At 74.5% G+C, this 25,206-nt stretch carries 26 protein-coding genes; 15 read left to right on the plus strand and 11 right to left on the minus strand.

Annotation, left to right across the window (positions count from 1 at the left end; genetic code table 11):
• The first annotated feature begins 7 nt into the window (after positions 1–7).
• The 6 genes from ACZ6O5_RS23220 (at position 8) to ACZ6O5_RS23245 (ending at position 8,357) form a co-directional block, all read left to right on the plus strand.
• Positions 8–1,147 carry a fatty acid desaturase family protein gene (locus ACZ6O5_RS23220; RefSeq protein WP_281940415.1) on the plus strand — a complete coding sequence of 380 codons (1,140 nt, stop codon included), beginning with the start codon at positions 8–10 and terminating at the stop codon, positions 1,145–1,147.
• A 193-nt stretch (positions 1,148–1,340) separates the two neighbouring features.
• A complete protein-coding gene (locus ACZ6O5_RS23225) occupies positions 1,341–2,900 on the plus strand; it encodes a glycosyltransferase family 4 protein (protein ID WP_465980132.1) in 1,560 nt (519 codons plus the stop codon).
• A 277-nt stretch (positions 2,901–3,177) separates the two neighbouring features.
• The gene (locus ACZ6O5_RS23230) at positions 3,178–4,353 is read left to right on the plus strand and encodes an alanine--tRNA ligase-related protein (RefSeq protein WP_465979920.1); all 1,176 of its coding nucleotides are present in this window, start codon (positions 3,178–3,180) and stop codon (positions 4,351–4,353) included.
• 67 nt (positions 4,354–4,420) lie between these two features.
• Positions 4,421–5,908: an ATP-binding protein gene (locus ACZ6O5_RS23235; RefSeq protein WP_465979921.1), complete on the plus strand. Its 1,488-nt coding sequence runs from the start codon at positions 4,421–4,423 to the stop codon at positions 5,906–5,908.
• 16 nt (positions 5,909–5,924) lie between these two features.
• Complete coding sequence (locus ACZ6O5_RS23240; RefSeq protein ID WP_465979922.1) at positions 5,925–7,736, plus strand: acyl-CoA dehydrogenase; 1,812 nt, start codon at positions 5,925–5,927, stop codon at positions 7,734–7,736.
• 186 nt (positions 7,737–7,922) lie between these two features.
• Positions 7,923–8,357: an NUDIX hydrolase gene (locus tag ACZ6O5_RS23245; protein ID WP_465979923.1), complete on the plus strand. Its 435-nt coding sequence runs from the start codon at positions 7,923–7,925 to the stop codon at positions 8,355–8,357.
• Between the two features lie 3 nt (positions 8,358–8,360).
• Here the strand turns inward: ACZ6O5_RS23245 and ACZ6O5_RS23250 are convergent, their stop codons facing one another.
• On the minus strand, positions 8,361–8,900 hold the full coding sequence (locus ACZ6O5_RS23250; protein WP_465979924.1) for an alpha/beta fold hydrolase: 540 nt from the start codon (positions 8,898–8,900) through the stop codon (positions 8,361–8,363).
• A 17-nt stretch (positions 8,901–8,917) separates the two neighbouring features.
• Between ACZ6O5_RS23250 and ACZ6O5_RS23255 the strand changes: the two genes are divergently transcribed.
• Both ACZ6O5_RS23255 and ACZ6O5_RS23260 read left to right on the plus strand, forming a co-directional pair.
• Positions 8,918–9,442, plus strand: a complete 525-nt coding sequence (locus ACZ6O5_RS23255) for a TetR/AcrR family transcriptional regulator (protein WP_465979925.1) — start codon at positions 8,918–8,920, stop codon at positions 9,440–9,442.
• A 68-nt stretch (positions 9,443–9,510) separates the two neighbouring features.
• Entirely contained in the window at positions 9,511–9,711 is a 201-nt protein-coding gene (locus ACZ6O5_RS23260) for a hypothetical protein (RefSeq protein ID WP_465979926.1), read from the plus strand.
• Between the two features lie 153 nt (positions 9,712–9,864).
• Here the strand turns inward: ACZ6O5_RS23260 and ACZ6O5_RS23265 are convergent, their stop codons facing one another.
• The gene (locus ACZ6O5_RS23265) at positions 9,865–10,224 is read right to left on the minus strand and encodes a MerR family transcriptional regulator (RefSeq protein ID WP_405093886.1); all 360 of its coding nucleotides are present in this window, start codon (positions 10,222–10,224) and stop codon (positions 9,865–9,867) included.
• A gap of 58 nt (positions 10,225–10,282) precedes the next feature.
• Between ACZ6O5_RS23265 and ACZ6O5_RS23270 the strand changes: the two genes are divergently transcribed.
• Complete coding sequence (locus ACZ6O5_RS23270; RefSeq protein WP_465979927.1) at positions 10,283–11,185, plus strand: NAD(P)-dependent oxidoreductase; 903 nt, start codon at positions 10,283–10,285, stop codon at positions 11,183–11,185.
• Between the two features lie 38 nt (positions 11,186–11,223).
• On the opposite strand, the gene ACZ6O5_RS23275 is transcribed toward ACZ6O5_RS23270, so the two are convergent.
• Together ACZ6O5_RS23275 and ACZ6O5_RS23280 are read right to left on the minus strand one after the other, a co-directional pair.
• Positions 11,224–12,858: a hypothetical protein gene (locus tag ACZ6O5_RS23275; protein ID WP_465979928.1), complete on the minus strand. Its 1,635-nt coding sequence runs from the start codon at positions 12,856–12,858 to the stop codon at positions 11,224–11,226.
• 91 nt (positions 12,859–12,949) lie between these two features.
• Positions 12,950–13,597 carry a hypothetical protein gene (locus ACZ6O5_RS23280; protein ID WP_465979929.1) on the minus strand — a complete coding sequence of 216 codons (648 nt, stop codon included), beginning with the start codon at positions 13,595–13,597 and terminating at the stop codon, positions 12,950–12,952.
• A gap of 205 nt (positions 13,598–13,802) precedes the next feature.
• On the opposite strand from ACZ6O5_RS23280, the gene ACZ6O5_RS23285 reads away from it, so the two are divergent.
• Positions 13,803–15,893 (plus strand): BTAD domain-containing putative transcriptional regulator, encoded by a 2,091-nt coding sequence (locus ACZ6O5_RS23285; protein WP_465979930.1) that lies wholly within the window; start codon positions 13,803–13,805, stop codon positions 15,891–15,893.
• A 106-nt stretch (positions 15,894–15,999) separates the two neighbouring features.
• Here ACZ6O5_RS23285 and ACZ6O5_RS23290 read toward each other — a convergent pair whose 3' ends face one another.
• The gene (locus ACZ6O5_RS23290; RefSeq protein ID WP_465979931.1) at positions 16,000–16,605 is read right to left on the minus strand and encodes a YdeI/OmpD-associated family protein; all 606 of its coding nucleotides are present in this window, start codon (positions 16,603–16,605) and stop codon (positions 16,000–16,002) included.
• Positions 16,606–16,771: 166 nt separating this feature from the next.
• On the opposite strand from ACZ6O5_RS23290, the gene ACZ6O5_RS23295 reads away from it, so the two are divergent.
• The gene (locus ACZ6O5_RS23295; protein ID WP_465979932.1) at positions 16,772–17,377 is read left to right on the plus strand and encodes a class I SAM-dependent DNA methyltransferase; all 606 of its coding nucleotides are present in this window, start codon (positions 16,772–16,774) and stop codon (positions 17,375–17,377) included.
• 55 nt (positions 17,378–17,432) lie between these two features.
• Here ACZ6O5_RS23295 and ACZ6O5_RS23300 read toward each other — a convergent pair whose 3' ends face one another.
• Positions 17,433–18,437 carry a HEAT repeat domain-containing protein gene (locus ACZ6O5_RS23300; protein ID WP_465979933.1) on the minus strand — a complete coding sequence of 335 codons (1,005 nt, stop codon included), beginning with the start codon at positions 18,435–18,437 and terminating at the stop codon, positions 17,433–17,435.
• A 29-nt stretch (positions 18,438–18,466) separates the two neighbouring features.
• Positions 18,467–18,733, minus strand: coding sequence for a helix-turn-helix domain-containing protein (locus ACZ6O5_RS23305; protein ID WP_107162431.1), 267 nt, complete (start codon positions 18,731–18,733; stop codon positions 18,467–18,469).
• 75 nt (positions 18,734–18,808) lie between these two features.
• Between ACZ6O5_RS23305 and map the strand changes: the two genes are divergently transcribed.
• Positions 18,809–19,627: a type I methionyl aminopeptidase gene (gene map / locus ACZ6O5_RS23310; RefSeq protein WP_107162430.1), complete on the plus strand. Its 819-nt coding sequence runs from the start codon at positions 18,809–18,811 to the stop codon at positions 19,625–19,627.
• Here the strand turns inward: map and ACZ6O5_RS23315 are convergent.
• Positions 19,560–20,825 (minus strand): MFS transporter, encoded by a 1,266-nt coding sequence (locus ACZ6O5_RS23315; protein WP_465979934.1) that lies wholly within the window; start codon positions 20,823–20,825, stop codon positions 19,560–19,562. The two genes, map and ACZ6O5_RS23315, sit on opposite strands and share 68 nt — an antisense overlap.
• Positions 20,826–20,916: 91 nt before the next feature.
• On the opposite strand from ACZ6O5_RS23315, the gene ACZ6O5_RS23320 reads away from it, so the two are divergent.
• Genes ACZ6O5_RS23320 through ACZ6O5_RS23330 form a run of 3 tightly spaced genes read left to right on the plus strand, consistent with a single transcriptional unit; the run spans position 20,917 to position 23,240 of the window.
• Entirely contained in the window at positions 20,917–21,867 is a 951-nt protein-coding gene (locus ACZ6O5_RS23320; RefSeq protein ID WP_465979935.1) for a LysR family transcriptional regulator, read from the plus strand.
• A 35-nt stretch (positions 21,868–21,902) separates the two neighbouring features.
• Entirely contained in the window at positions 21,903–22,541 is a 639-nt protein-coding gene (locus tag ACZ6O5_RS23325) for a class I SAM-dependent DNA methyltransferase (RefSeq protein ID WP_465979936.1), read from the plus strand.
• 18 nt (positions 22,542–22,559) lie between these two features.
• Positions 22,560–23,240 (plus strand): hypothetical protein, encoded by a 681-nt coding sequence (locus tag ACZ6O5_RS23330; RefSeq protein WP_465979937.1) that lies wholly within the window; start codon positions 22,560–22,562, stop codon positions 23,238–23,240.
• Between the two features lie 21 nt (positions 23,241–23,261).
• On the opposite strand, the gene ACZ6O5_RS23335 is transcribed toward ACZ6O5_RS23330, so the two are convergent.
• The 3 genes from ACZ6O5_RS23335 to ACZ6O5_RS23345 form a co-directional block, all read right to left on the minus strand.
• On the minus strand, positions 23,262–24,353 hold the full coding sequence (locus ACZ6O5_RS23335; RefSeq protein ID WP_465979938.1) for a winged helix DNA-binding domain-containing protein: 1,092 nt from the start codon (positions 24,351–24,353) through the stop codon (positions 23,262–23,264).
• Between the two features lie 95 nt (positions 24,354–24,448).
• Positions 24,449–24,679, minus strand: coding sequence for a hypothetical protein (locus tag ACZ6O5_RS23340; protein ID WP_465979939.1), 231 nt, complete (start codon positions 24,677–24,679; stop codon positions 24,449–24,451).
• On the minus strand, positions 24,676–25,122 hold the full coding sequence (locus ACZ6O5_RS23345; protein WP_465979940.1) for a nuclear transport factor 2 family protein: 447 nt from the start codon (positions 25,120–25,122) through the stop codon (positions 24,676–24,678). The genes ACZ6O5_RS23340 and ACZ6O5_RS23345 overlap by 4 nt, the downstream gene beginning before the upstream one ends.
• Positions 25,123–25,206: the final 84 nt, after the last annotated feature.

Raw genomic sequence — 25,206 nt, forward strand, 5'->3', positions numbered from 1 at the left:
CACCGACGTGACCGTGATCCAGAAGAAGGCCGACAACCCGATCGCCCACCTGAGCGCCGAGGACATCGAGATCATCGGCAAGGAACTGGACGCGATCCGGGACCGGGTCATCGCCGACCGGGGGGAGCGGGACGCCCGCTACATCCGCAAGGTGATCAAGACCCAGCGGACGCTGGAGATCAGCAGTCGCGCGGTGCTGCTGTTCTCGCTGTTCCCGCCGGCCTGGATCGTCGGCACGGCCGGCCTCACCATCGCCAAGATCCTCGACAACATGGAGATCGGGCACAACGTCCTGCACGGCCAGTGGGACTGGATGCGCGACCCGAAGATCCACTCGACCACCTGGGACTGGGACCACGTCTCCCCGGCCGACCAGTGGAAGCAGTCGCACAACGAACTGCACCACCGCTTCACCAACGTCGTCGGCAAGGACAACGACCTCGGGTACGGCATCATGCGCGTGGACGAGGACCAGCCGTGGCACCCGATGCACCTGGGCCAGCCGGTGTGGAACCTGCTCAACGCCGCCTTCTTCGAGTACGGCATCGCCGCGTACGACATGGAGCTGGGCGACCACCTCAAGCAGAAGCGGCTCAAGGAGCCGGCGTTCCGGGCCAAGGCGAAGGCGGTCGGCCGCAAGATCCGCAAGCAGGTGCTCAAGGACTACGTGGTGCACCCGCTGCTCTCCGGACCGTCGTTCCTGTCCACGCTCGCCGCCACGTTCACCGCGAACCTGATCCGCAACGTGTGGAGCCACTCGGTGATCATGTGCGGGCACTTCCCGAGCGGCGTGGAGACGTTCGAGAAGACCTCCATCGAGGGCGAGACGCGCGGCGAGTGGTACCTGCGGCAGATGCTCGGCTCGGCCAACATCAGCGGCCCCCGCCTGCTGCACATCATGACCGGGAACCTGTCGTTCCAGATCGAGCACCACCTCTTCCCGGACCTGCCGAGCAACCGTTACCAGGAGATCGCCCCGCAGGTGCGGGCGCTGTTCGACAGGTACGGCCTGCGGTACACCACCGGCCCGCTGCCCAAGCAGGTCGCCTCCGCCTGGTGGAAGGTGATCCGCCTGTCGCTGCCCAACCGGCGTGACCGCCGGCAGCCGGTCGCCCCGGGCCCGCTGGTCCCCTCCGGCGCGGCCTGACCGCCCGGTGCACGGCGGGTGAATTCCCGCCCGCCGGCACCTGCACAACCGGTGTCCGCCCAGCTCAGCGCGGCTTCCGTGGGCTTCGGGCCGGTCGCCGGCCCCCGTACACTCGCGCCGTCGAGCTGAGGGGGTGTGGTCGTTGATGCCGTACGACGCCGCGACGCCGCCGGCCGCCGGCCGGCGGGTGGTGATGCTTGTCGACAACGCGGTCGAGGGTGACTCGCGGGTGCAGAAGGCCGCCCGGTCCGCCGCCGACGCCGGCTGGGACGTCACGCTGCTCGGCTGCGCCCGGGTCGACGCCGAGCGTCGCTGGCGGCTCGGCGACGCCGAGGTACGCGTGCTGCCGCTCGACGCCCCCCGCGACTCCCGACCGGCCGTCGGTGACCCGGGCGACGGCGCACCCGGTCCGCGCGACGGCCTGCCTCGGCCGGTGGGCGGGATGTCCGGTCTGCGGCGGCGGCTGGTGGCCCGGGGCGGTCTGCCGCTGCGCGCCGCCCGGCTGGCCCGCCGGCCCGTGGAGCACCTCCAGGTCCGCTACTGGGCGGCCCGGCTCGGTGACCGGGCCTGGCGTCGGCTGGAGCCGGGCCTGTGGGACTACGAGCGGGTCGCCGGCCCGGTCGTCGACGCGCTGCGCCCGGACCTGATCCACGCGCACGACTTCCGGATGCTCGGCGTGGCCGCCCGCGCGGTCGACCGCGCCCGCGCCCGGGGCCGCGCCGTGAAGCTGGTCTGGGACGCCCACGAGTGGCTGCCCGGTGCCCGGCCCCGCCGCGACAACGCCCGCTGGCTGCCCGCCCACCTCGGCTACGTCCGCGAGTACGTGGGCCACGCCGACGCGGTCGTCACCGTCTCCGACACGCTCGCCGACCTGCTGGTCCGCGACCACGCCCTGCCCGAACGCCCGACCGTCGTCCTCAACGCGCCGGTCACCGCCGCCGAGCCGGTCGCCGCCGCCGGGTCGGTTATCGCCGCCGAGCCGGCCACCGCCGCCGGGTCGGTTATCGCCGCCGAGCCGGTCACTGCCGCCGGGCCGGCCACCACTGTCGGGTTCGGGCCGGGGGCCGTGCGCGCGTCGGTCACCGGGACCGGGCCCGTCCCGGGCGAGGCGGGCGACCGGGAGGCACCTGACCTCCGGGCCCGCTGCGGCCTGGCCGCCGGCACCCCGCTGCTGGTCTACAGCGGGGCGATGGCCGTCCAGCGCGGCGTGGACACCGTGGTCGAGGCGCTGCCCCGGCTGCCCGGCGTACACCTGGCCCTGGTCGTCGCCGACCCGGCCGCCGGCTACGTCCGGCAGGTCGTGGCGCGTGCCGCCCGGCACGGCGTGGCCGACCGGGTGCACGTGCTGCCGTACGTGCCGCACCGGCAGCTCGTCGCGTTCCTCGCCGCCGCCGACGTCGGGCTCATCCCGCTGCACCACTGGCCCAACCACGAGATCGCGCTGATCACCAAGTTCTTCGAGTACGCGCACGCGCGGCTGCCGATCGTGGTGAGCGACGTCCGCACCATGGCCGACACGGTCCGGGACACCGGTCAGGGGGAGGTGTTCCGCGCCCGGGACGCCGCCGACCTGGCCCGCGCGGTCCGGGCGGTGCTCGCCGACCCGGCCCGCTACCGCGCCGCCTACGACGGCCCGGACTCGCCGCTGTCCACCTGGACCTGGGAGGCCCAGGCCGCACGCCTCACCACCCTCTACCACCACCTACTAACCCCCACCCCCACCCCCACCCCCACCCCCACCCCGCTGCCCTGAGCGCGCTGATTCACGGAAAGCGTGGCCATCCGGCCGCCGACAGCCACGCCTTCCGTGAATCAGCGCGAAGCGAGGGTGGGTGTGGGGTAGCGTGGACGGCATGCAGGGTTGGCGATCTCTCACCGCCGCGGCCGCGCGAGCTTCCCGCTCGCCGGTTGCCGCCGCCTGACCTGCCCCATCCCACGCCGGCGACCGGAGACGGTCCGCCGGCGTCGTCGTGTGTCACGGCCACCGTCGGGTGGGCCGTCCGGTCGCCCGTACCCGGAAGGCACCCGCCATGACACCCGACGAGATCATCCGTACCTTCGTAGAGCACTACCATCGCCTCGGCCACTCCGACGCGCCGGAGAGTTCCCTGGTGCCGCCGCCCGGCGACCCGGTGCTGTTCACCACGTCCGGCATGCACCCGCTCACGCCGTACCTGCTGGGGCGCCCGCACCCCGGCGGACGCCGCCTGGTCAACGTGCAGCGGTGCCTGCGCACCACCGACCTGGACGAGGTGGGCGACCGGACCCACCTGACCGTGTTCCAGATGCTCGGCTCCTGGTCGCTCGGCGACTACGACATCGCGACCAGCCTGCGCTGGGGCTTCGACCTGCTCACCGACGGCTACGGCATCGCGCCGGGAAAGCTGCACGCGACGGTCTTCGGCGGGGACGAGCACGGACTCGGGCCGGACGAGACGGCGCGGGACACCTGGACCGCGCTCGGTGTGCCGGTGGAGGCGCTCGGCGCGGACAACTGGTGGTCCAACGGCCCGACCGGCCCGTGCGGCCCGGACTCGGAGATCTTCGTGTGGACCGGTGACGGCCCGCCCACCGGCACCCCGAGCGGCGACGGCCGCTGGGTGGAGGTGTGGAACCACGTGCAGATGCGACACCACCGGCACCCCGACGGCCGGCTCACGCCGCTGCCGGTGTCCAGCATCGACACCGGCATGGGCCTGGAACGGCTGGAGATGGTGCTGCGCGGCGACCGGTCCGTGTTCACCGGCGACGGGCTGCGCCCGTGGGTGGGCGCGGTCCGCGACCGGTGGGGCCTGCGCGACGCGGACCTGCGCGTGGTCGCCGACCACCTGCGGTCCGCGGTGGTCGTGCTGGGCGACGGGGTACGTCCGGGCAACACCGGCCGCGGGTACGTGCTGCGGCGGCTGCTGCGCCGCGCGTTGACCGTGCTGTGGCGCGACGACCCGACGCGGAGCCTGGACGAGCTGCCGCTGACCGGATACGACGACACGCCGCGCCGGTTCCGCCAGCCGGTCGAGCCGGGCCCGCTGCGGGCGGTGCTGCGCGACGAGGAGCGCCGGTTCCGGGGGCTGCTGCGGCGCGGCCGGCCGCTGGTGGCGCGGGTCCGGGCGCGCGGCCCGTTGACCGAACCCGACTACCACTGGCTGCACGACACCCACGGGCTGCCCCGCGACCTGGTCGACGCGCTGCTCGCCGACGCCGGCTGAGCGGTTGGCCGCCCGGCCCGACCGGTGCCAGACTCGGTGCAGACATCGCCGCGAGGGAAGAGGCCCCATGACCGGGTACGACGTGCGGCCGGACGAGGAGTCGGTGCCGCTGCTCGGCGCCGAGGTGCGCATCGCCGACCCGGCTGGGCTGCTGGCCGCCGCCCAGGACGGGCCGGTGGAGCTGCTGGCCGGGACCGACTTCCCCGCCCCGGTGCGGGAGGTCCGCTGCACCCTGCGCGCCGACACCGTCGACGGGCAGCCGGTGCACCGCTTCGAGGCGTACCTGCGGGTGGAGGCCGCCCCGGCCGGCCTGCTCGCCCTCGGCCTGGCCGGCCCGGTCGGCCTGCTGCTCGCCGAGCGGCTCGCCGCCCGCGCCGTCGACGGCCCGGCCGCCGCGGTGGGCCGGGCCGCCGCCGAGGCGACCCGCCGCCTGGGGCTGCGACCGGCCGGCACCGCGCTGGCCACGCCGCCGCGCGATCCGGCCGGCCGGGCCGTGCTGCGCGCGGCCGAGGAAGCCGGCGTGCGCCCCCGCGTCGAGCAGGACAACGGCACGGTACGCATCCGCGTCGACGTGCCCAGCGCCGAGGCGGGACCGGAGCACCTGCGCGTGGTGCTCGGCGTGCTGCTCCAGGCCGTCCGCGAACTGACCGGGGACACCCTGGAGCCGACGGTGCTGCGCGGGCGGACGTACCGGGTGGGGCGGCGACCGGTCGTGGCGCCGCGCGGCGCGACGGTGGCCGCGCCGCGCAGCGAGACGGTGACGCTCGACCAGGTCGGCGGCCTGGCCGACGTGGTGGCCCGGTTCCGCGAGGTCGCGGTGTCGTTCCGGCACCCGGCGGCGATGGCCCGCTGGGGCGCGCGCCGGCCGCAGGGCATCCTGATGTACGGCCCGCCGGGCACCGGCAAGACCATGCTGGCCCGGGCGCTCGCCAACGAGGTCGGCGCGGACTTCGTGGAGATCCGCACGCCGGAGATCCTGGACAAGTACCTCGGCGGCTCCGAGCGCAACATCAAGCGCATCTTCCGCGACGCCCGCCGCTACCGCCGGCCCACCGTGATGCTCTTCGACGAGTTCGACTCGATCATCAGCTACGCGGGCGCCGGCGGCGACGCGGCCAGCCAGGCGGTCAACGCCGTCGCCGGCATCTTCAAGCAGGAGATGAACACGCTGTTCGAGGAGAACCCGGACGTCATCGTGGTGGCCACCACCAACTTCCCGCAGCGCGTCGACGCCTCGCTGATCCGCTCCGGCCGCTTCGACCTGAAGATCGCCATTCCGGCGCCGGACGACACCGGCCGCGCGGAGATCCTCACCAAGATGATCCGCGAGCTGATCGACCGGCACGAGCGGCCCGGCTTCCGGATGTTCGCCGACGACCTCGACCCGGCCGCGCTGGCCGCCGACACGGCCGGGCTCACCGGCGCGGACCTGCGCGAGGTGCTGCGCCGGGTGCAACTCGCCAAGGCGCTGCGGGAGGCCGCGGAGGGTGCGCCGCCGGCCCCGATCGGCCAGGATGACCTGCGGGAGGCCGTCGCCGGGCTGCGGCGCGGCTGACCGGAAGGAGTCGCTCGTGTCCTCGTCCGACCTGCTGTTGTCCCGCCGCGACCTGGCGTTCCTGCTGCACGACTGGCTGGACGTGATCCGGCTGACCGAGCGGCCCCGCTACGCCGAGCACTCCCGGGAGACGTTCGACGCGGTGCTCGACCTCGCCGCGCGGGTCGCCGCCGAACGGTTCGCCCCGCACAACCGCGCCGCCGACACCGCCGAACCCACCGTCGAGGGTGGGCACGTGCGCACCATTCCCCAGGTCAAGGCCGCGCTGGACGCGTTCGCCGAGACCGGGCTGTTCGCCGCCACCCTGGACGAGTCGGTGGGCGGCATGCAGCTCCCGCACGCGGTGGCCGCCGCCGCGTTCGCGTGGTTCCAGGCCGCCAACGTGGGCACCTCGGCGTACCCGTTCCTCACGCTCGGCAACGCCAACCTGCTGCTCGCCCACGCCGGTCCGGAACAGGTCGACACCTGGGTTCGGCCGATGGTGGAGGGCCGGTTCTTCGGCACCATGTGCCTGTCCGAGCCGCAGGCCGGCAGCTCGCTGGCCGACCTCACCACCCGCGCCGAGCCGCAGGACGACGGCACCTACCGGCTCACCGGCACCAAGATGTGGATCTCCGCCGGGGACCACGAACTCGCCGAGAACATCGTCCACCTGGTGCTCGCCCGCATCCCCGGCGGGCCGCCCGGCGTGAAGGGCCTGTCCCTGTTCATCGTGCCGAAGGTGCTGCTGGACGACGACGGCTCGCTCGGCCCACGCAACGACGTGGTGCTGGTCGGGCTCAACCACAAGCTCGGCTACCGGGGCACCACCAACACGCTGCTCAACTTCGGCGAGGGCGTGCACCGCCCGTACGGACGGGCCGGCGCGGTCGGCTACCTGGTCGGCCAGCCGCACCGAGGGCTGGCGTTGATGTTCCACATGATGAACGAGGCGCGCATCGGCATCGGGGCCGGTGCCACCGCGCTCGGCTACACCGGCTACCTGAAGTCCGTCGCGTACGCCCGGCAACGGCCGCAGGGCCGGCCGGTCGCCGACAAGGACCCCACCGCGCCGCAGGTGCCGATCGTCGCCCACCCCGACGTACGCCGGATGCTGCTGGCCCAGAAGAGCTACGTGGAGGGCGCGCTCGCGCTGGTCCTCTACTGCGGACGGCTGCTCGACGAGGAGAAGACCGCGCCCGACCGGGCGGACCGGGAGCGGGCGCACCTGCTGCTGGAACTGCTCACCCCGATCGCCAAGAGCTGGCCGTCCCAGTGGTGCCTGGCCGCGAACGACCTGGCCATCCAGGTGCACGGCGGGTACGGCTACACCCGCGACTACGACGTCGAGCAGCACTGGCGGGACAACCGGCTCAACGCCATCCACGAGGGCACCCACGGCATCCAGGCGCTCGACCTGCTCGGCCGCAAGGTCACCATGCGCGACGGCGCGGCGCTGGAACTGCTGCTGGAGACCATGCGCGCCACGGTGAACCGGGCCTGGAAGGCGGACGGGCCGGCCGCCGAGATGGCGGGGCGGCTCGGGACGGCGGTGGACCGGATCGCGGTGGTGACCCGGCGGCTGTGGGCGACGGGCGACCCGGAGCTGGCGCTGGCGAACGCCTCGGTCTATCTGGAGGCGGTCGGGCACGTGGTGATCGCCTGGATGTGGCTGGAGCAGGTGCTGGCGGTGGAGGCGCTGGGGTCGCCGGAGGGCGAGTTCTTCGCGGGGAAGCGGGCGGCGGCGCGGTACTTCTTCCGGTGGGAGCTGCCGAAGGTGGTCGCGCAGTTCGACCTGTTGGAGAGCCTGGACCGCACCACACTGGACATGCGGGAGAGCTGGTTCTGACTCGCAGGCGGGTAGGGTGCCGGTCCGGACGCCCCCCTTCCGGCGTCACGTTGCGTGACGTTCCCCCGGGGACGTGGGGTGGAGAGCGATATACCGTCCTGTCATATTTATGACTTGGTGTCATATCGCTCGCAAGGAGAGTCGTCCCCTGGGTGGCTGCGGTGAGTGGTGGAGAGGGCTGGCACCATGCCCGAGAAGGTGATGGTCACCAAGGCGCTCTGCTACGTGGTGCGGGAGGGGCGGTTGCTCGTCTTCCGGCACACCGATTTCAGCTACGAGGAGGTGGGTCTCCAGGTGCCGGGCGGCAGCGTCCGCGCGGGGGAGGACCCGGTGGACGCCGCGCTCCGGGAGGCCCGCGAGGAGACCGGGCTGCGGGCCTTCACCGTCGTGCGCGAGCTGGGAGTGATCGAGTACGACATCAGCCCGCTTCGCTTCGAGATCCAGCGTCGGCACGTCTTCGAGCTGGCACTGCACGAGGCGACGCCCGAGCGGTGGGCGAGCCGGGAGGACCACGACGGCGAGCGGGAGCCCACCCGGTTCGAGTGCTTCTGGATCCCGTTGCGGTCGGCGCACGTCCTGCAGTCCGGCCAGGCCGCCCTCGTCGGCCGGTTGTTCGACTGACCGTCAGCCGTGCCGTACGCCTGCCAGCGGCTTGCCGTCGAGGAAGTCCGCCAGGATCTCGGTGAACCGCGCCGGCTGTTCCTCGGCCGGGTAGTGGCCGCAGTCGTCGAGGACCACGCCGGTGACGTCGTCGGCCGCCGACCGCATCGTCTGGGCGGCACCGGCGCCGCTCCACAGCGCGCCGCCGACGGCGAGCACCGGCAGGGTCAGGCGGGTCCTGCTGCGCCGCTCTTTCTGCGCGATCGTCTCGTCCAGCGCCCGGTAGTACGCGAAGCTCGCCCGCAGCGCGCGCGGATCCGCGGTGATCGCGTCGACGTAGACGTCGACGGCGTACGCGGGGATCGTGGTCGGGGTGGCGGCCTTGGTGGCGAACTGCCAGCCGAAGAAGAGCCGCTCCCGCCCCCGGATGAGTTCCTCGTTGAGGTCGGTGAGCCGGTTGAAGCCGAACTGCCAGAGCTTCTGGTTGACCGCGGCCGGGCTGAAGGCCGGCGGGGACGGCACGACGCCGGGGATCACGGCTTCGACGACGGCGAGTCGACCCACCCGCGCTACGGCGTGCGATGGACGTCTTCTGGCGCTGGGGCTATTCGGAGACCTCGATCGACCGCCTGACCGAGGGCACCGGCCTGGGCCGCAGCTCGCTCTACGGCACCTTCGGCGACAAGAGCACCCTGTTCCGAAAAAGCCTGCACCGGTACGCGCAGACCTATCACCCGCGGTACGAGCAGGCGCTTGCCGGCCCCCACCCGGCCCCGAGCGCGGTCGTGGCCGCCTACCTCCAGGTCACCCTGAACCGCATCGCCGACCCGACCGTCCCGGACGGCTGCCTGCTCACCATGTCGGCGGCGCAGTTCCCGGCCCTGGACGCGGCGGGGCAGGCGACGGTCCGCGCCATGATCGACAGTCTGCGGGCGATGCTGGAGCAGTCGTTGCGAGCCGCCGGCGCGGATGAGCACACCGCGGCGGAGCTGGCGCTGTGCACGCTGGCGACGAACAAGTCCCTGGCGGTGCTGAGCCGCGCCGGCTTCTCGGGCGAGGATCTGGCCACCGTCGCCGCAGCCGCCGCCCGCATTCCGGAGAGATAGGGGTACCCAGACCCGGAAACGCCGCGCGGCGCGGGTAGAAGACGCGGAGCGCGGGGTACTGCCGACGCATGGCTGAACTTCCCACGCACATCCTGACCGACGCGGGTTTCACGACCGACGAGGCGGACGCCATCGTCAAGGCCCTGGTGGCGGGCGACAACCTGCACGGCGACACGAACGCTGACGAGCCGATCAACATCGACGAACTTCCGCCGGAGAAGAAGGAGGCACTCGACCGGTTCAACCTGGCGGTCGCCGCCGACGCCTGAGCCCGTTGTTCCTGCCCCAGCCAGTGACCGGGGTGCCGTCCGTGGTCGGGTGGCGCCCCGGGCGTCCTCAGTTCGGCACCCGCGTCCCGGGTCGCGCCGGGCCGGCGGGCGACCTGACCGTGCCGGCCCGTCCGGATCGGGTCCTGACCGCGGTCAGTGACGGTCGGGGGCGCCCTGGATGATGCGGTCCAGGATGGCGCGTGCCGTCGTGAGCTTCTCGATGGACCCGGTGAGGCGGTGGCGTTCCTCGGCCAGGGCATCGAGAAGTTCGGGGCAGGTGGGCGCCAGCACCGTCCGGTCGTCGGGGATGCAGGGCAGGATCTCGGCGATGGCGGTGGTGCCCAGGCCGGCGGAGAGCAGCAGTTGGATGTGCCCCACGACGCGGACGGCCTGTTCGTCGTAGTCCCGGTACCCGCTTGCGTGCCGGTCGGGCCGCAGCAGCCCCTGTTCCTCGTAGTAGCGCAGGGCGCGGGGGGTGGTGCCGGTCTGCCGGGCCAGTTCGCTGATCCGCATGTCCGGAGCCAAACAGGACTTGACCTTCACGTCAACGTGAAGGTTTACCGTCGCTGCTGTGACAGACCATGACATCCCCATCGACCAGCGGTCCACCGTCGCCGTTCTGGGCCTCGGCCCGATGGGCCGGGCACTCGCCACCGCCGCGCTCGCCGCCGGGCACCCGACGGTGGTGTGGAACCGTACGCCGGACCGGGCCGACCCGCTCGTGGCGCGGGGAGCCGTGCTCGCGCCCTCGGTGGGCGACGCGGTACGGGGGGCCCCGGTCACGATCGCCTGCATGATCGACTATGCCGCGGTCCGCGCGAGCACGTCCGACCTCACCGATCGACCCGGAGGCACGCTGGTCAACCTGAGCAGCGGGCACGCCGCAGAAGCTCGCGCCATGGCCGACCTCGCCGCACGGCGTGGCGTCGACTACCTGGACGGCGCCATCCTGACCCCGGCGCCCACGATCGGCACACCCGCCGCGACGATCCTCTACAGCGGCCGGCACGCGCTCTACCAGCGGCACCGAGCTCTGCTGGAGGCGTTCGGCGGCACCGGCATCCACCTCGGCGACGACGTCGGCGGCGCGGCGGCGTACGAGACGGCGCTGCTCGACCTGTTCGCCATGTCCGTCGGTGGGCTCGCGCACGCCTTCGCCCTGGCCGTCGCCGAGGGCATCGCACCGGCCGCATTCGCCCGCTTCGCCAAGGAGATCGGCGGCCTGCTGCCCGATCTCACCGACCGGTTCGCCGCTCAGCTTGCCGCCGGCGAGTTTCCGGCCGACGTCTCCAGTGTCGCGTCGGCGGCCTCCGCGCTGTCGCACGTGCGGGCCGCCGCCGCGGTGCACGGCATCGACGCCGCCCCGCTGGAGGCCGTCCACCGCATCATCGACCGGGCGGTCGCGGCCGGCCACGGCGGGGACAGCTACGCCCGGCTCGCCCAGCATCTCGCCGGATCCCTCGAAGCGGGCTGACCGGTGGCGGTGGCGTGCGGAGCCGGCCGGGGGCGGTCCTAGCCGCGGGCGCTCCACCAGGGCGAGTCGCAGGCAGCGGGCCGCTCGACCAGGTCGGTCAGGCGCACCGCGGCGTAGAGGTGGGCGATCGTGGTGGTGGGCCGGATCAGGTCCAGGCCGACGTCCCGGGCGATGGCCGCCCGCAGCGCCGCCCGCTCCGGCAGGTAGCGGGTGGGCTGGCCGAGCAGGCAGCCGGCCTCGGCGCGGTACCAGGTGTCGACGATGGTCCCGTCGAGGGCCGGCGAGGGGTCGGGCCGGTCGAGCGCCTCGACCAGTGCGCCGGTCAGCCGCCGCTGGTCGGCCCCGCCGCAGCCCGCGGTGGTGGCCACCAGCAGCGCGGTGTGCATCAGCCGGGGGCCGTCCTGCTGCGCCAGGTCCGTCGCGGTGGCCAGGGTGCGGCGCAGTTCCGCGGCCCGCTTCGGGCAGAACCCGGGGTACGCGGCGGCGAGGTAGCCCACCGCCATGATCGACGGCGGCTGCGCGTCGACCATGGCGGTGGCCTGCGCCACGGCGGGAAGCTGCCGGCGGTCGTAGGCCAGCGCCAGGATCGTCCGGTCCAGCAGGGTGAACTCCACCCGCCAGGTGACCGGGCCCGGAGCGGGGCCGCCGAGGCGGCGCAGCAGGTCCACGGCGAGGGCGGTGTCCAGCGGGTCGCCCTGGGCGATGCCGTCGGCCAGGCGGGACTCCGAGCGGACGATCCGGCGCAGCGTCCCGATTTGGTTCGCCGGCAGGGCGGGTTCGACGCCGGCGGAGACCATCGCGTCGACCACGGTGACCACCGCCGACTGCCCGAGGGCGCCGCCCCGGTCGTAGCGGGGCTGACCCAGCGTGCGCAGGACCCGCCGCGCCGGTGCGGCGAGGGCGGCCCGGTCCACGGCCGCCACGCCGGCCAGGGGGGCGACCCGGGCGACCGCGCCGAGCTGTCGGCTCGGTTCGTCACCGGCTTCGGCCAACTGGGCCGCGGCGGCGGCGCGTACCGGGGCGGGCACCGTGCACGGCCGCTTCGCGGCCGTCGCCACGACGGCGGCGGTGACCGCCTCGTCCACAGTGGTGCCGCGGTCGCAGGACAGCCGGGCGGCAGCCTGCGTCAGCAGGCCCGGCAGGTCCGGCTGGCCACCGCCGGCGTCGAGCACGTGCCGGGCGAGTCGCGCGGCGACCATGATCTGCCGGGGCCGGCCGCCGGGGGCGGTCATCGTCGAGCGCACCCAGGCCAGCATGGGAGCCTGCCGGTCGGCGGGGAGCCGGTCCATGGCGTCGAGGGCGCCCAGCGCCCGGGCCAGCGCCAGCCAGGTGAACCCGTCCTCGTCCCGGGCGGGCTTCGCCGGCCACCAGCCGGTGAGCAGCGTGACGGCGCGGTCGTGCTGCTGCGGGGTGAGTTCCCCGGCACCGGCCAGGATGCGGACGGCGTCGGCGTAGAGCGCGGGCTCGGGGTCGACCGGCCCGCCGACCACCGGGTACGCCGCCGCCGGATAGACCAGGTCGGTGACCCGCACGGCGGCCCGCTCCCGCCACCGGGCGTCGACCCCGCCCGGGTCGGGCGGCCTCGGGGTCACCGCCCCCGAGGTGCAGCCGGCGAGCAACGCCAGCAGCAACGCGCTGACCGCCGGGCGGATGCACGCGCGGGTGCCGATCATTCGGGATGACTCCTGTCCTCGGGTGCGCGGGCGGACCGGGTCCGGTCCCCACGTGGCGGCGGACCGGACCCGGTGTCGGGAGCGGAACCGGTCAGTAGTCGCTCAACCGGAGCTGGGTCGCCAGCCGGTAGGACCGGTTCGTTGACGGGTACTCGATGGTGCTGCTGCTGACCTGCTCCACCTTGTAGGTGAGCCGGTTGTGCGGGAAGCCGAGCAACGCGCGACGGGTCATCGAGCCGTCCTTCAGCGGATACTGGCGGGTCATCGACAGCACCACCTGGTTGGACGTGACCGTGGACGGCTCCGAGGTGCCGACGTCCACGCCGTTCCAGCCCACCGAGAGGGTCACCCCGGATGAGTTCAGCGCCTTGAACGTCTGGGTCAGCCGCATCCGCTCCCACACCTCGCCGGTCTGCTCCCACACCTGGCTGGTGGAACCCACCACGACGTCGTGCGAGGGGCGGGTGTTGTTCGGCGAGTAGGTCACCTCCGTGCTCTGCCAGGCGCCGCGCGCGCCGAGGACCTGCGGGTCGCTGCTGTTGGTCTGCCAGGCCTGCCCGTGGCGGTAGCACTGGTAGTAGGAGCCGTCGATGTCCTCCACCGTCCAGCAGCTCGGTGGGTTCACCACCGAACCGGTCGAGGCGGTGGCGGGGGTCGCGGTCAGGGCGGTTGCGCCGAGCACGGCCGTCACCAGCAGGGCGAGGCGCCGCGCACGGCCCGGCGTACGAATGGATCTCATGGGTTGTCCTTTTCTCTGCCGGACCGCGAGGGTCGGGGGATCGACAGGCGGTGCCGGTGTGGAGCCGGCCAGGAGAGTCTGATGAGACGTCGCCGCGGCGGACAAGACCCCGTCCAAGCAGGTAAGCGCCGGGTAAGTGGCGCCCGGTCCGGGGGTGCCGGACCCACCCGTTGCGAACCGGCCACCGGTCCCGCACGATGGCACCGTGCCGGCTGATCCACCATCGACCGCCGTGCCGGCCGGGCAGTCGGCGTTCCTGCTCGGCGGCGTCCGCTGGGTCCGCGACGGCCGTCCGCTGCCGGTGCCGGGACGACAGCGACGCCTCCTGCTGGGGCTGCTGGTGCTGCACGCCCCGGAACCGGTCGGCCTGTCCCGGATCGTCGCCGCCGTCGCGCCCGACCGGTCCGCCGCCGACGCGAAGCCCGCCCTCCACGTGCAGGTGCACCGCCTGCGGCGGCTCCTGGAGCCGGACGGGTGGGTGGTCACCCACGACGACGGCTACGCCCTGCGGAGCGAGGCGCTCACCATCGACGTGCGGGAGTTCCGGATCCGGGTCGAGCGCGCCGTGCGACTGGTCGGCGAGGGCCGCCCCGGTCCCGGTGCGGCACTGCTGCGGCAGGCGATGGCGCTCTGGGCCGGCGACCCGTTCGGGGAGTCCTATCCGCACGTGCGGCAGTGGCCGGAGATCCGGGAACTGGTCGAGCTGCGGCAGCGGGCCCTGGAGGCGCTCTTCGACGCCGAACTCGCCCTCGGCCGGCACGCCGACGTGGTCGCCGAGATCCGCGAGGCCGTCGACCGCTATCCGGCCCGGGAACGCCTACGCGAACATCTCATGATCGCGCTCTACCGAGGTGGCCGCCAGGTGGAGGCGACGGAGTGTTTCCGGGCGTACCGGTCGTGGAAGAACGAAACGACCGGCCTGGAACCGTCGCCCCACCTGACCGAGCTGCACCGGGCGGTGCTGCGCCACGACCCGTCCCTCGACGTCGCCGGTGTGCCGGCGACGACCGCCGCCGCGCAGACCACCGACAGTCGGTACGTCCTGTTACGGGCCGCCGCCTTCGCCGAACAGATGGGCGGGCACGCGCAGGCCGCCGATTCGCTGCGGCTGCTCGTGACCGGCACCGGCCCCGACGACCCGGAGCGCCCCCGGCTCCTGCTCCGGCTCGCCGCCGCCCGGTTGCGATCCGCCGTCGGCGCCGGCAGCCACGAGGCCGGTGAGGCGCTGCGCCTGCTCACCGCCGACGGTGACCGGCTCGGGATCGCCGAGGCCGAGCTGACCCTGGCCCGGATCGCCTGGTGCGGGAGCCGGTACGACGTGGTCCGGCGGTCGTTGACCCGGGCCCGAGGACTGATGGCGACGCTGCCCGATGGCCCCCCGCCGGCGTCCCTGGTGGCCTCGGCGGTGGGCCTGCTCGCGGTGACCGGCGAACCAGCCGAGGCGCTGCGCCTGGCCGACGCCACCCTGCGGGACGGCCGGCACCGCGCGACCGGATGGGAGCACGTCCGTCTGCTCCACAACCGAGGGCTCGCCCGGATGCAGCTCGGGGACCCCGGCGCCCTCGCCGACCACCGGTCGGCCGTGGCCCTGCACGACCAGACCGCCGGCTGGGTCCCCGTCTCGTTTCTCGTCAACGTGATGGACATGGTGGCCGGGCTCGGTGACCTCGCCGAGCACCGTCGGACGCTGGCCCGCGCCGACGGGGTCGCCCGGCTGCGCGGCTCCGCACTGGACCTGCGCTACCTGGACGCCACCCGGGCCTGGCAGGAGTTCTGGGCCGGTGACCCGGGCACCGCCGACCGCCGGGTACGACGCTGGCTCGACGTGGACGACGACCACTTCCTCACCGACCGCTGCCTCTGCCTCCAGGCCCGTCTGCGGATGATCGCCGGTGACCTGGACGGCGCCGCCCGGACCGTCGACCGGATGTTCGACCGTCTCGGGCGGGCCACCCAGCCCGAGGCCGCCGTCACCGCGCCGGCGCTCGCCGCCGCGCTCGCCGCCCGGCGGGGCCGCCCTGTGCGTGTCGTGGCCGACCTGGTGGAGCAGGCCCTCGCCGCCGTGGTCAGCTTCCTGCCACCCGAGGTCGGCGTGGCGCTGCCGTACGCCATGCGGTTCTGCGGCCTGGCGTCGACCGCGCTGGACGCGATCCCGCCGACCCCGTGGCGCGACGCGGCCCGCGCCCTCCTGCGCGGTGACCGGCAGACGGCGGCCGGGCTCTACGAGCGCATCGGCTCACGCCCGGACGCGGCGGTCGCCGGCGGGGCGGGACGCCGCCCGACCGGCACCCCCTGACGACACCCGTTCCTGGTGTCGTGTCCTGGTCGCGGACCGTCCGCGCCGGCGCGGAGCCGCCCACCGGAACGCGTGCGACGCGGCGTGCCGGCACCCGGGCGGCCGGTCAGGGCGCTTCCGGGGGCCTGGCCTTCTGCGGATGGGGCGTCTCGTGGCGGGCCAGCATGGCGACGAACTCGCGGATCTTCCGCTCCCGGGTCTCGGCCCGTTTGACCGCGTTCAGCCGGTGGATGAGCGCGAACCGGTTGGTGCTGGTGAGGACGTCGAACATGGCCTGGGCGGCCGGGTCGGCGGCGACGGCGGCGAGCAGGTCGGCCGGCACCTTGGCCTCCGAGGGTGGGGCGTAGGCGGCGGCCCAGCGCCCGTCCGCCTTCGCGGCCTCCACCGCGGCCCGGCCCGCCGGCTGCATCCGCCCCGCCGCCTCCAGCCGGGCCACGTGCTCGACGTTGCGCCGGGACCAGATGCTGCGGGGCCGGCGGGGGGTGAACCGGATCCAGGAGCTCTCCTGGTCGCGCTTGCGGGCCTGCCCGTCGATCCAGCCGAAGCACAACGCCTCGTCGACCGCCTGCTGCCAGGTCAGCGTGGTGACCGTGCCGCCCTTGCGGGTCAGGGCGAGCCAGACGCCGGGTGAGGTGGCATGGTGGGCCGACAACCACGCCCGCAGCGCCTCGGCGTCCGCGACGACCAACTCTTCCAGCTCGGTGCCCGGCATGACGGAAGGCTAACCCCTCGGTATGACACACGAGATCACCGCCGACCTGGTCCGCTGACCTCGCGGTGCCGGCCGGGCAACCGTCCCCGCCGGGCCACGTCGAGGCGGGACGCCGCACTCCGCCGGGTCGGTGCCGACGTCCCGGCCCGGCCCGTAGGGTCGGCGCATGACGACCGAACAGGTCCGCCGGGCGTACGCGGCCATGGCGGACCGCTACATCGCGTTGTTCGGCACGGGTGGCCAGGTGCACGCCGACGATCTCGCGTTCCTCCGGCGGCATCTGACCGGCCGGCCCGGCCCGGTGCTCGACCTGGGCTGCGGGCCCGGCCACCTCACCGACTTCCTCCGCGCCCACGGCGCCGACGCCGTCGGGGTCGACATCGTCGGCGAGTTCATCGCCCACGCGCGGGCCGCCCATCCGACCGGTCGCTACCTGCTCGGGTCGATGGCGGATCTCCCGGTCGCCGACCAGTCTGTCGCCGGCATCCTGGCCTGGGGCTCGGTGATCCACCTGCCCCCGCCCGACCTGGACCGGGTGCTCGCCGAATTCCGTCGGGTGGCCGCGCCGGGCGCGACCGTGGTGCTCGGGATCTTCGTCGGCGACGAGGTCGCGACGTTCGACCACAAGGTCGTCACCGCCTACCGCTGGCCGGTCGACGCGTTCGCCGAGCGGCTGGCCCGCGCCGGCTTCACCGAGGTGGAGCGCCTGCACCGGCCCGGCGACGCCGGCCGCCGGCCGCACGCCGCCGTCGCGGCGGTCGCCGCCGGCTGAGAGCCGCCCGTCGTCGGCTGGGTGCCGCCCGCCCCAACCGACGCACCACCCGCCGTCAGGACGCCGGCCCCGGGTTCCGGAGCGCCGCCGACGCCGTCGCCCGTACGGTCGGGTCGGAGTCCTCGCTCAGGCGGGCGAGCAGCGGTCGGGCCGGTGGCCAGCGTGGCAGCGCGGCGGCGAGGACGCCGGCGACGGCCGCCCGCACCCACCAGTCCGGATCGTCGACCCGGGACCGCAGCGCGTCCGGCGGCACGCCGAGCAGGCCGAGGCCACGCACCGCTGCGGCGCGTACCGACGACTCGGGATCGTCGAGGAGCACGCCCAGCGCGGCTGCCGCCACCGGGACGCGGTCGGAGTGCGCGGCGCGGCGGCCGATCGCCTCGCCCAGCACGGTCCGGACCGGCCAGGCCGGGTCCGCCGTCAACTCGACCAGATGGTCCACCACCGCCGGCGGGGCGGACCAGGCCAGCAGCAGCACGGCCTGATCGCGGACCCAGACGTCCGGGTCCCGCAGCGCGGTGACGACCAGCGCGTACGCCCGCGGGTCGAGGTGGACCGCCGGCAGCGCGCCGAGCGCCGCCCGCCGGATCGCCGGGTCGGGGTCGGCCGCCGCCTCGCGCAGCGGCTCCAGATCCGGCGCCTCGAACACGTGCCCGAGCGTCTCCAACGCGGCCCGCCGGAGGTGCGGGTCGCCGTCGTCGAGCAGCGGCAGGACGACCGCCCGACAGGCGGGCGGGTCCGCGCGGGTGGCCAGGCCCACCGTCATCCCCAACTGTTCGCCGTCGTCGTCATCGTCGCGCAGCGCGTCGGCGTAGAGCCGCAGTAAGCGGGGGAGCACATCGGCACCGGACAGCCGGGCCAGCAGGTGGGCCATCAGATTCCGGCCGTACCCGTTGCGCTCGTGCACGTAGCGTTCCAGCTCGGTCCGGGCCGATGCCGCGGTGGCAGGGTCGCCCGCCGCGGCCAGCTCCCGCAGGAGCGGCCACGGATCGTCGTCCCGGCTGCCGTCGGCGTCGTCCGGGTCGTCGTCGACGATGCGCAGCAGATCGGCCAGCGTCACGCGGACCTCCGTCGGCGCGGGCCGGGTGGTCAGGACGCCTGGCGGACGGGCGTGTCGGCGAGCCAGGTGTCGGCCAGCTCGGCGAGCGGGACGTCGAGGGCCTGACTGAGGCAGACCACCGTGCCGAACGCCGGAGCGGGCAGCCGGCCCGCCTCGATCTTGCGGAGCGTCTCCGGGGAGATGCCGGCCGCCAGGGCCACCTCGCCGAGGCTGCGGCCGGCTCGCGCGGATCGCAGGGCGACGCCGAGGCGTCGGCCGGCGGCGATCTGTTCGGCGGTGAGTGGCTGGCGAACCATGGCAGCAGGATATCCCCTCGGGACGCCCGTGGCGGGCGTGGTATAAAAATACCGGACCGGGAGAGGGAGGCTGTCGTGATCGAGCTCAAGTCCGCCGAGGAGATCGGCCGGATGGCGGTGACCGGCCAGTTCGTCGGCGAACTGCTCGCCGAGCTGAAGGGCGTCGCCGCGGTCGGCGTCAACCTGATGGACATCGAGCACCACGCCCGCCGCCGGATCGCCGAGCGCGGCGCCGAGTCCTGCTACTGGGACTACGCCCCGTCGTTCGGCCGGGGCCCGTTTCGCAACGTGCTGTGCCTGTCGGTCAACGACGCGGTGCTGCACGGCCTGCCGCACGACTACGTGCTGCGCGACGGCGACCTGCTCAGCATCGACATGGCGGTCGGCATCGACGGCTGGGTCGCCGACTCCGCGCTCTCGTTCGTCGTCGGCACCCCCGACCCGGCCGACCTGAAGCTGATCGAGGCCACCGAGGTCGCGCTGGAGGCCGGCATCGCCGCCGCCCGGCCCGGCGGTCGCCTGGGCGACGTCTCCGCCGCGATCGGCGAGGTCGCCCACGCCTACGGCTACGGTGTCAACGGCGAGTTCGGCGGCCACGGCATCGGCCGCACCATGCACGAGGCCCCGCACGTGGCCAACAGCGGTCGCGCCCGCCGGGGCATGAAGCTCACCCCCGGCCTCACCATCGCGATCGAACCCTGGCTGTGCCGCACCACCGACAAGATCAGGGTCGACGACGACGGCTGGACGATCCGCTCCGCCGACGGCTCCCGCACCGCCCACTCGGAACACACCGTCGCCGTCACCGACTCCGGCCCGCAGGTCCTCACCCGCCGTCCCACCGACGCCGCCACGCCGGGCGACCCCACCCGGAAACCCGCCGCCGCCTCCTGAGCCGGCCCCGGACGGAAGTTCCGCCCGGCAGCAGCAGCGGGGTGCCGAGCAGCAGGACGCCGGAGACGGTGATCGCGGCGAGCGGGCCGGTGAGCGCGGCGAGGCCGCCCCACACCACCGTCAGCGTGGCCGACGTGAGCCGGCTGCCGACGCTCCACGCGCCGAGCACCCGGGCCGCGTGGTCGGTGGGGGTCCGCCGCAGCCGCTCGGTGGCGTAGATCGGGTTGAACACGCCCATCGCCACGATCAGCAGGCCCTCGACCACGATCACGGTGACGAGCCCGCCGACGCCGGGGCGGACGAACGCCAGCCCGAGCGGGAAGACCGACCGCAGCCAACCGCTGACGGCCAGCACCCGCTGCCCGCCGTACCGCCGTACCAGGCGGGCGGAGAGGCGCGCGCCCACGAAGCCGCCCAGCGCCGGCACTCCGAACGCGAGACCGTACTGCCAGGCCGGGAACGCGTACTCACCGAGCAGGAGCACGGCCAGCAACGGGACGGTGGCCGTGATCAGGCCGCCGACCAGCACCGAGTTGAGGAACAGTCGCCGCAGGATTGGATCGCGGCGGAGGAACCGCCATCCGCCGAGCAGATCCGCGCCGCGTGGCGTCGCCGCCCGGGCCGTCGCCACGTCGCCGCCGGAGATCCGGTGGACCGCGAGCGCCGACAACAGGTAGCTCAGCGCGTCGGCGGCGACGGTGACGACCGGGCCGAGCAACCCGACCAGCGCGCCGCCCAGCGGCGGGCCGGCCGCCGTCGCCACCCAGGCCGTGCCCTCCAGGCGACCGTTCGCGACCAGCAGTCGGTCGGCGGGCACGAGATGCTTCAGGTACGCGCCGGACGCGGCCGTGAACGCGATCCCCGCGCTCCCGCAGAGCACCGCGACGACCAGCAGGTGGCCGAAGGTCAACACCCCGAGCACGTACGCGACCGGCACGCTCGCCAGCGCGGCGAACCGGACCAGATCCGTCCCGATCATCACCGGGCGCTTCGGCCGGTGCTCCACCCACGGCCCGAGCGGAAACGCCACCACCGCCGCGACCGCGAGGCCGGCCGCCTCCAGCAGCGACACCGCGAACGCCGACGAGTGCAGCTCCCGCACCGCGAGCAGCGGGAACGCGCCGAACGCGAGCCACGTGCCGTACGTGCTGACCGCGTACGCCGACCACAGCCGGTTGAAGTCCTGATCCCGGGCCACCGCCGCATCAGACCGGTCGCCGGCGCGCGTGATCAAACAACCGCGCCCGGGCGAGCCACAACCAGCGGTTGGACGGCCATAGGCTGAGCCGGTGGACTCCGAGGCAGTGCGATCGTTCGTCCGGGCCGCCGACGTCGGGCAGTTCCAACATGCCGCCGACGAGCTGGGCGTCACCCAGCAGGCCGTCTCCAAGCGGGTCGCCGCGCTGGAACGTGAGCTGGCGGTCCGCCTGTTCACCCGGACCGCCCGTGGGGTCGATCTGACCCCCGACGGTCGGGTGTTCCTCCCGCACGCCCGCGGCATCGTGGCGAACGCCGACCGGGCCGTCGCCGCGCTCCGGCCCGGCTCCCGGGCCCTCCGCGTCGACGTGCTCGGCCTGCGCAGCGCACAGGCCGTCGTCCTGCACGACTACTGGCGCGCCCACCCCGACACCCGCCTGGACGTGGTCACGCTCCGGGTCGACGACCCGCACCGGGTGGCCGCCGCCGTCCGGGCCGGCGACCTGGACGCCGCGTTCCGCTCCGTCACCGACCCGGCCACGTTGCCGCCCGACGTCCGGATGGTCCACGCGTTCGACTCGCCGCTGGAACTGCTCGTCGGTCCCCGGCACCCACTCGCCGCCGCGCGCACCCTCACCCCGGCTCACCTGCGCGGGCTGCGCATCTGGGTGCCCGGCATCGTGGCGCACAGCGAATGGTCGGAGTTCTACGACCAGCTCGCCACCGCCTTCGACCTCCGCATCGACGCGGCCGGCCCGAACTTCGGCGACGAGGTGCTCCTCGACACGCTGGCCGACGCCGCCGACGTGGCCACAGTGGTCGGCGCGCGCGACAGGTACCTGTGGCCGGCGAGCCACGACCTGCGCCGCATCCCGATCCGGAACCCGACGCTCGCGTACCCGATCTCGCTGATGCTGCCCACGACGAACCCGCACCCGGGTCTCCGGGCGATCGTCGACCATCTCGCGACCCTGACCCCGCCGCCCGACCCGGTGTGGCGACCGTCCTGGGCCGCCGTCACCCCGGCGGCGGCCCGGCGCTGACCCGGCCCCGGCGGGCGCCGGTTACCCTGCGGCCCGTGGACGTCTCCGACTGGCTCGCCGACACCCGCGTCTCCTACGACACGGTCGCGGCCAGCTACGCCGACCTGCTGCGGGACGCGCTCGCCGAGGAACCGTTCCAGCGGGGCATCCTGGCGCTCTTCACCGAGCTGGCGCGGGCCCGGGGCAGCGGGCCGGTCGCCGACGTCGGCTGCGGCCCCGGCCGGATCACCGGCCATCTGCACGGGCTCGGCCTGGACGCGTTCGGCGTCGACCTGTCACCGGGCATGATCGAGGTGGCCCGGCGGGAGCACCCCGGGCTGCGCTTCGAGGTGGGCTCCATGACCCGTCTCGACCTGGCCGACGAGTGCCTGACCGGGCTGCTCGCCTGGTTCTCGCTGATCCACGTCCCCGACGACGAGGTGCCCACGGTCCTCGGTGAGTTCCGCCGCGTGCTGCGGCCCGGCGGCGTCGTGCTGCTCGGGTTCCACGCCGGCGACGGCAGCCGGCTCAAGACCGAGGGGTACGGCGGCCTGCCGATGCGCGTCCACGTGCACCGCCGCCCACCCGAGCGGGTCGCGGCCTGGCTGGACGCCGCCGGCTTCACCGTCGAGGCGGAGCTGACGCACCGTCCGGCCCCGGGTGTCGAGGGCGGGTTCGTCTTCGCCCACCGGTGACGGCGGTACCGTGCCCTGGTGTCCGCCACCTCGGTGACGTCGTCCGCCGTCACGTCCGCGTTCGACTACTACCTGCTCTGCCCGGCCGGTGCGCCGGTCGCGCCGCTCGGGCTGCTGGTCGAGGAGTTCGTGCTCGCCGACGACCTCTCGGCGACGCGCCTGCGGACCGCCGGTTGGACCCCGGCGGACGGCGGCTGGTGGAGTTCCGCCGCGTTCGCCCGCGCGGTCCGCGCGGACCCCGGCGTCCGGGCCCGGCTGCGGGCCGTCACCCGGGCCGACGCCGAGGCGGCGTACCTCCGGTCGGGCGGCGGGACGCTGCCGGGCGAGGACGTGCTGCGCGGTCACTTCCGGGACGACGTGCCGCTGGCGACCGTGGCGCCGCTGCGGCTCGGCGGCGGGCCGCCGGTGTGGCGGGTGCTGTTCGCCGGTGAACTCGACAACGGGCGGCTGGCCGGCCTCGGGGCGGCCCTGCGGCTGTCGGCCGGCACCGGGCCGGGGGTCGCCGGCACCGGGCGACTGCGCGTCGACGGCACCACCTTCCGCTGGGACCTGCGCCGCGTCGGCGGCGGGGTGGCGTGGTGCCTGGACGTGACCGCCGAGCCGGCGCACCGGGACGCGCTGCGTCCGCTGCTGCGCCGGCTCAGCGACGTGGTCCGCCGGCACGGCCTGGTGCCCGCGACGATCGAGTGCTTCGCCTGACGACAGGCGCCATCGCTCCGGTCAGTCGGCGAACTCGACCCCGGCGAGCGCGGCCGAGCGGTGCGCGGCGAGGCGTTCGGCCTGCTCGACGACCGCCCGGCGCCGGCTGTCGGGGAGCTTCTGCCACGGCTGGACGACGACCGTCAGCTTCGCGCCGGACTTGCGGGGCCGCCAGGTGCCGACCAGGTCACCGTCGACCAGGACGGCGCCGGGACGGCCCAGCACCGGCCACAACTCCTTGGCCCGGGCCGGGTCCGGCACCAGCGTCGCCCGGTCCTTCGCCTGGAGGAACAGGTCGTACGGGCCGAGCAGGCGGGTCACCGTGCCCCCGGCCGTCGCCGTTGCCGTCTCGTCCTCGGCCAGGAGCCAGCGCGTCTCGCCGTCGACCGGCACCTCGACGGCGTCCTGCGGCCAGCGCGCCCGCACGTCCTTGACCGGGGCGTCGAGGTAGTCGGCCACGTGCTTCGGCGTGGCCGGGCCGAGCAGCCGGAGGTAGGCGCGGACCAGGTCGAACCGGTCACCGGGGTCCGCCGCCCGGTGGAACGCCGGGATGCGGCGCAGCACCGGTGGTGACGTGCCGGGCGTCAGCTCCAGCCCGGCCCGCACGGCGGCCAGCCGGAACGGCATCTCGTAGAGGTGGGTGGCCTGGCACGGCCGGCAGAACCGCAGGTAGGGCTCGGGGAGCAGCGCGGCGAGGCGGGCCGAGACGTCGCCCTTGACGGTCGGCTCGGTGACGATCGCGCGCATCCGCCCGGCCACCTCGTCGAGCGCGGCGACGATGCCGATGCCGGCCGCCTTCAACGGCTTGGCGGCGTCGTAGATGCGCTTGCCGGCGTCGGCGTCGGTGAACGGCTCGACTGCGGCGGCCACCCGGCCGACGTCGGCGCGGCGGTAGAGGTGGGGCGCACCACGCATGGTCCACAGCAGGACCACCTCGTCGTCGGAGAGCGCCGACGCGTCGACCCCGCGCAGGGCCAGCGCCCACCGGGCGCCGTCCGGGCCGGTGTCCTGCACGCCCAGGTCGAGCACGGCGGTGTCGACGAGCGCGCCCTCGACGCGGTCGAGTTGCTGGGCCCGTACGCGGAAGCTCGTCACCTGACGCCGGTCGACCATCACCCCAGCCTAGGCGCCGGCACCGACACCGGTCGCGAGACGCGGCCGGTGTCGGTGCGACCACCACCGGGCCGCCCGATCGGCGGGCGGCCGGTTCAGTGCGCGCGTCGGCCGGTGACCGGCGCGGCGGTCGCGGTCTCGCGCGGACCGCCCGAACGCTTGAGCGCGAACACCCCGCCGCCGATGAGCACGGCGCTGAGCACGATGCCGACGAGGTTGCCGTCGGTGAGGCTGCTGAACGCCATGAGCAGACCGATGATCACCGACACCCCGCCGACGAGCCGCAGGAGGTAACGCCCGACCGCCTTGCCCCGTGAATCCATCATGGACCGCCGTCTACCCCCGGAGCCGGCGCGCCAAACGGCACAGCGCGCGGCCCTGCCGCCGACGTGACATGTGTCCCGGCCGCACCACGGATCTCCATCTCGGCCACCAGGCCGTCGACGAGGTGGTAGACGTGCGTGACGGTGTGGTCCGCCAGCTCGACTCCGGCCCGGTCCCGCACCACCTGGCGGACCGACACGGCGACCCGGCCGTCGGGCTCCACCGTGAAGGCGGTCGGCGTCACCGACGGGTCGAGTTCGGCCCACTGCCGCCGCCAGTAGTCGCCCACCTCGGCCCGGCCCCGGAGCACCCCACCCTCCCAGCCGTTGGGCCAGGAGACGTCCGGCGTCAGGGCCGCCAGCAGGGTCGGCACGTCGCGTTCGTTGAACGCCGCGTAGAGCGCCGTGAGCCGGGCCTGTGCCGGGTCGGATCCGAGGGTCGTCATCCCCCGAGTGTGGCCCGCGCGGACCGGTTGCGGCCGGTGACTTCGCGCTGGGCAGAACGTCGGTCGACGACGTCGCGCCGGCCA

Source organism: Micromonospora sp. NPDC049201, assembly GCF_055586805.1.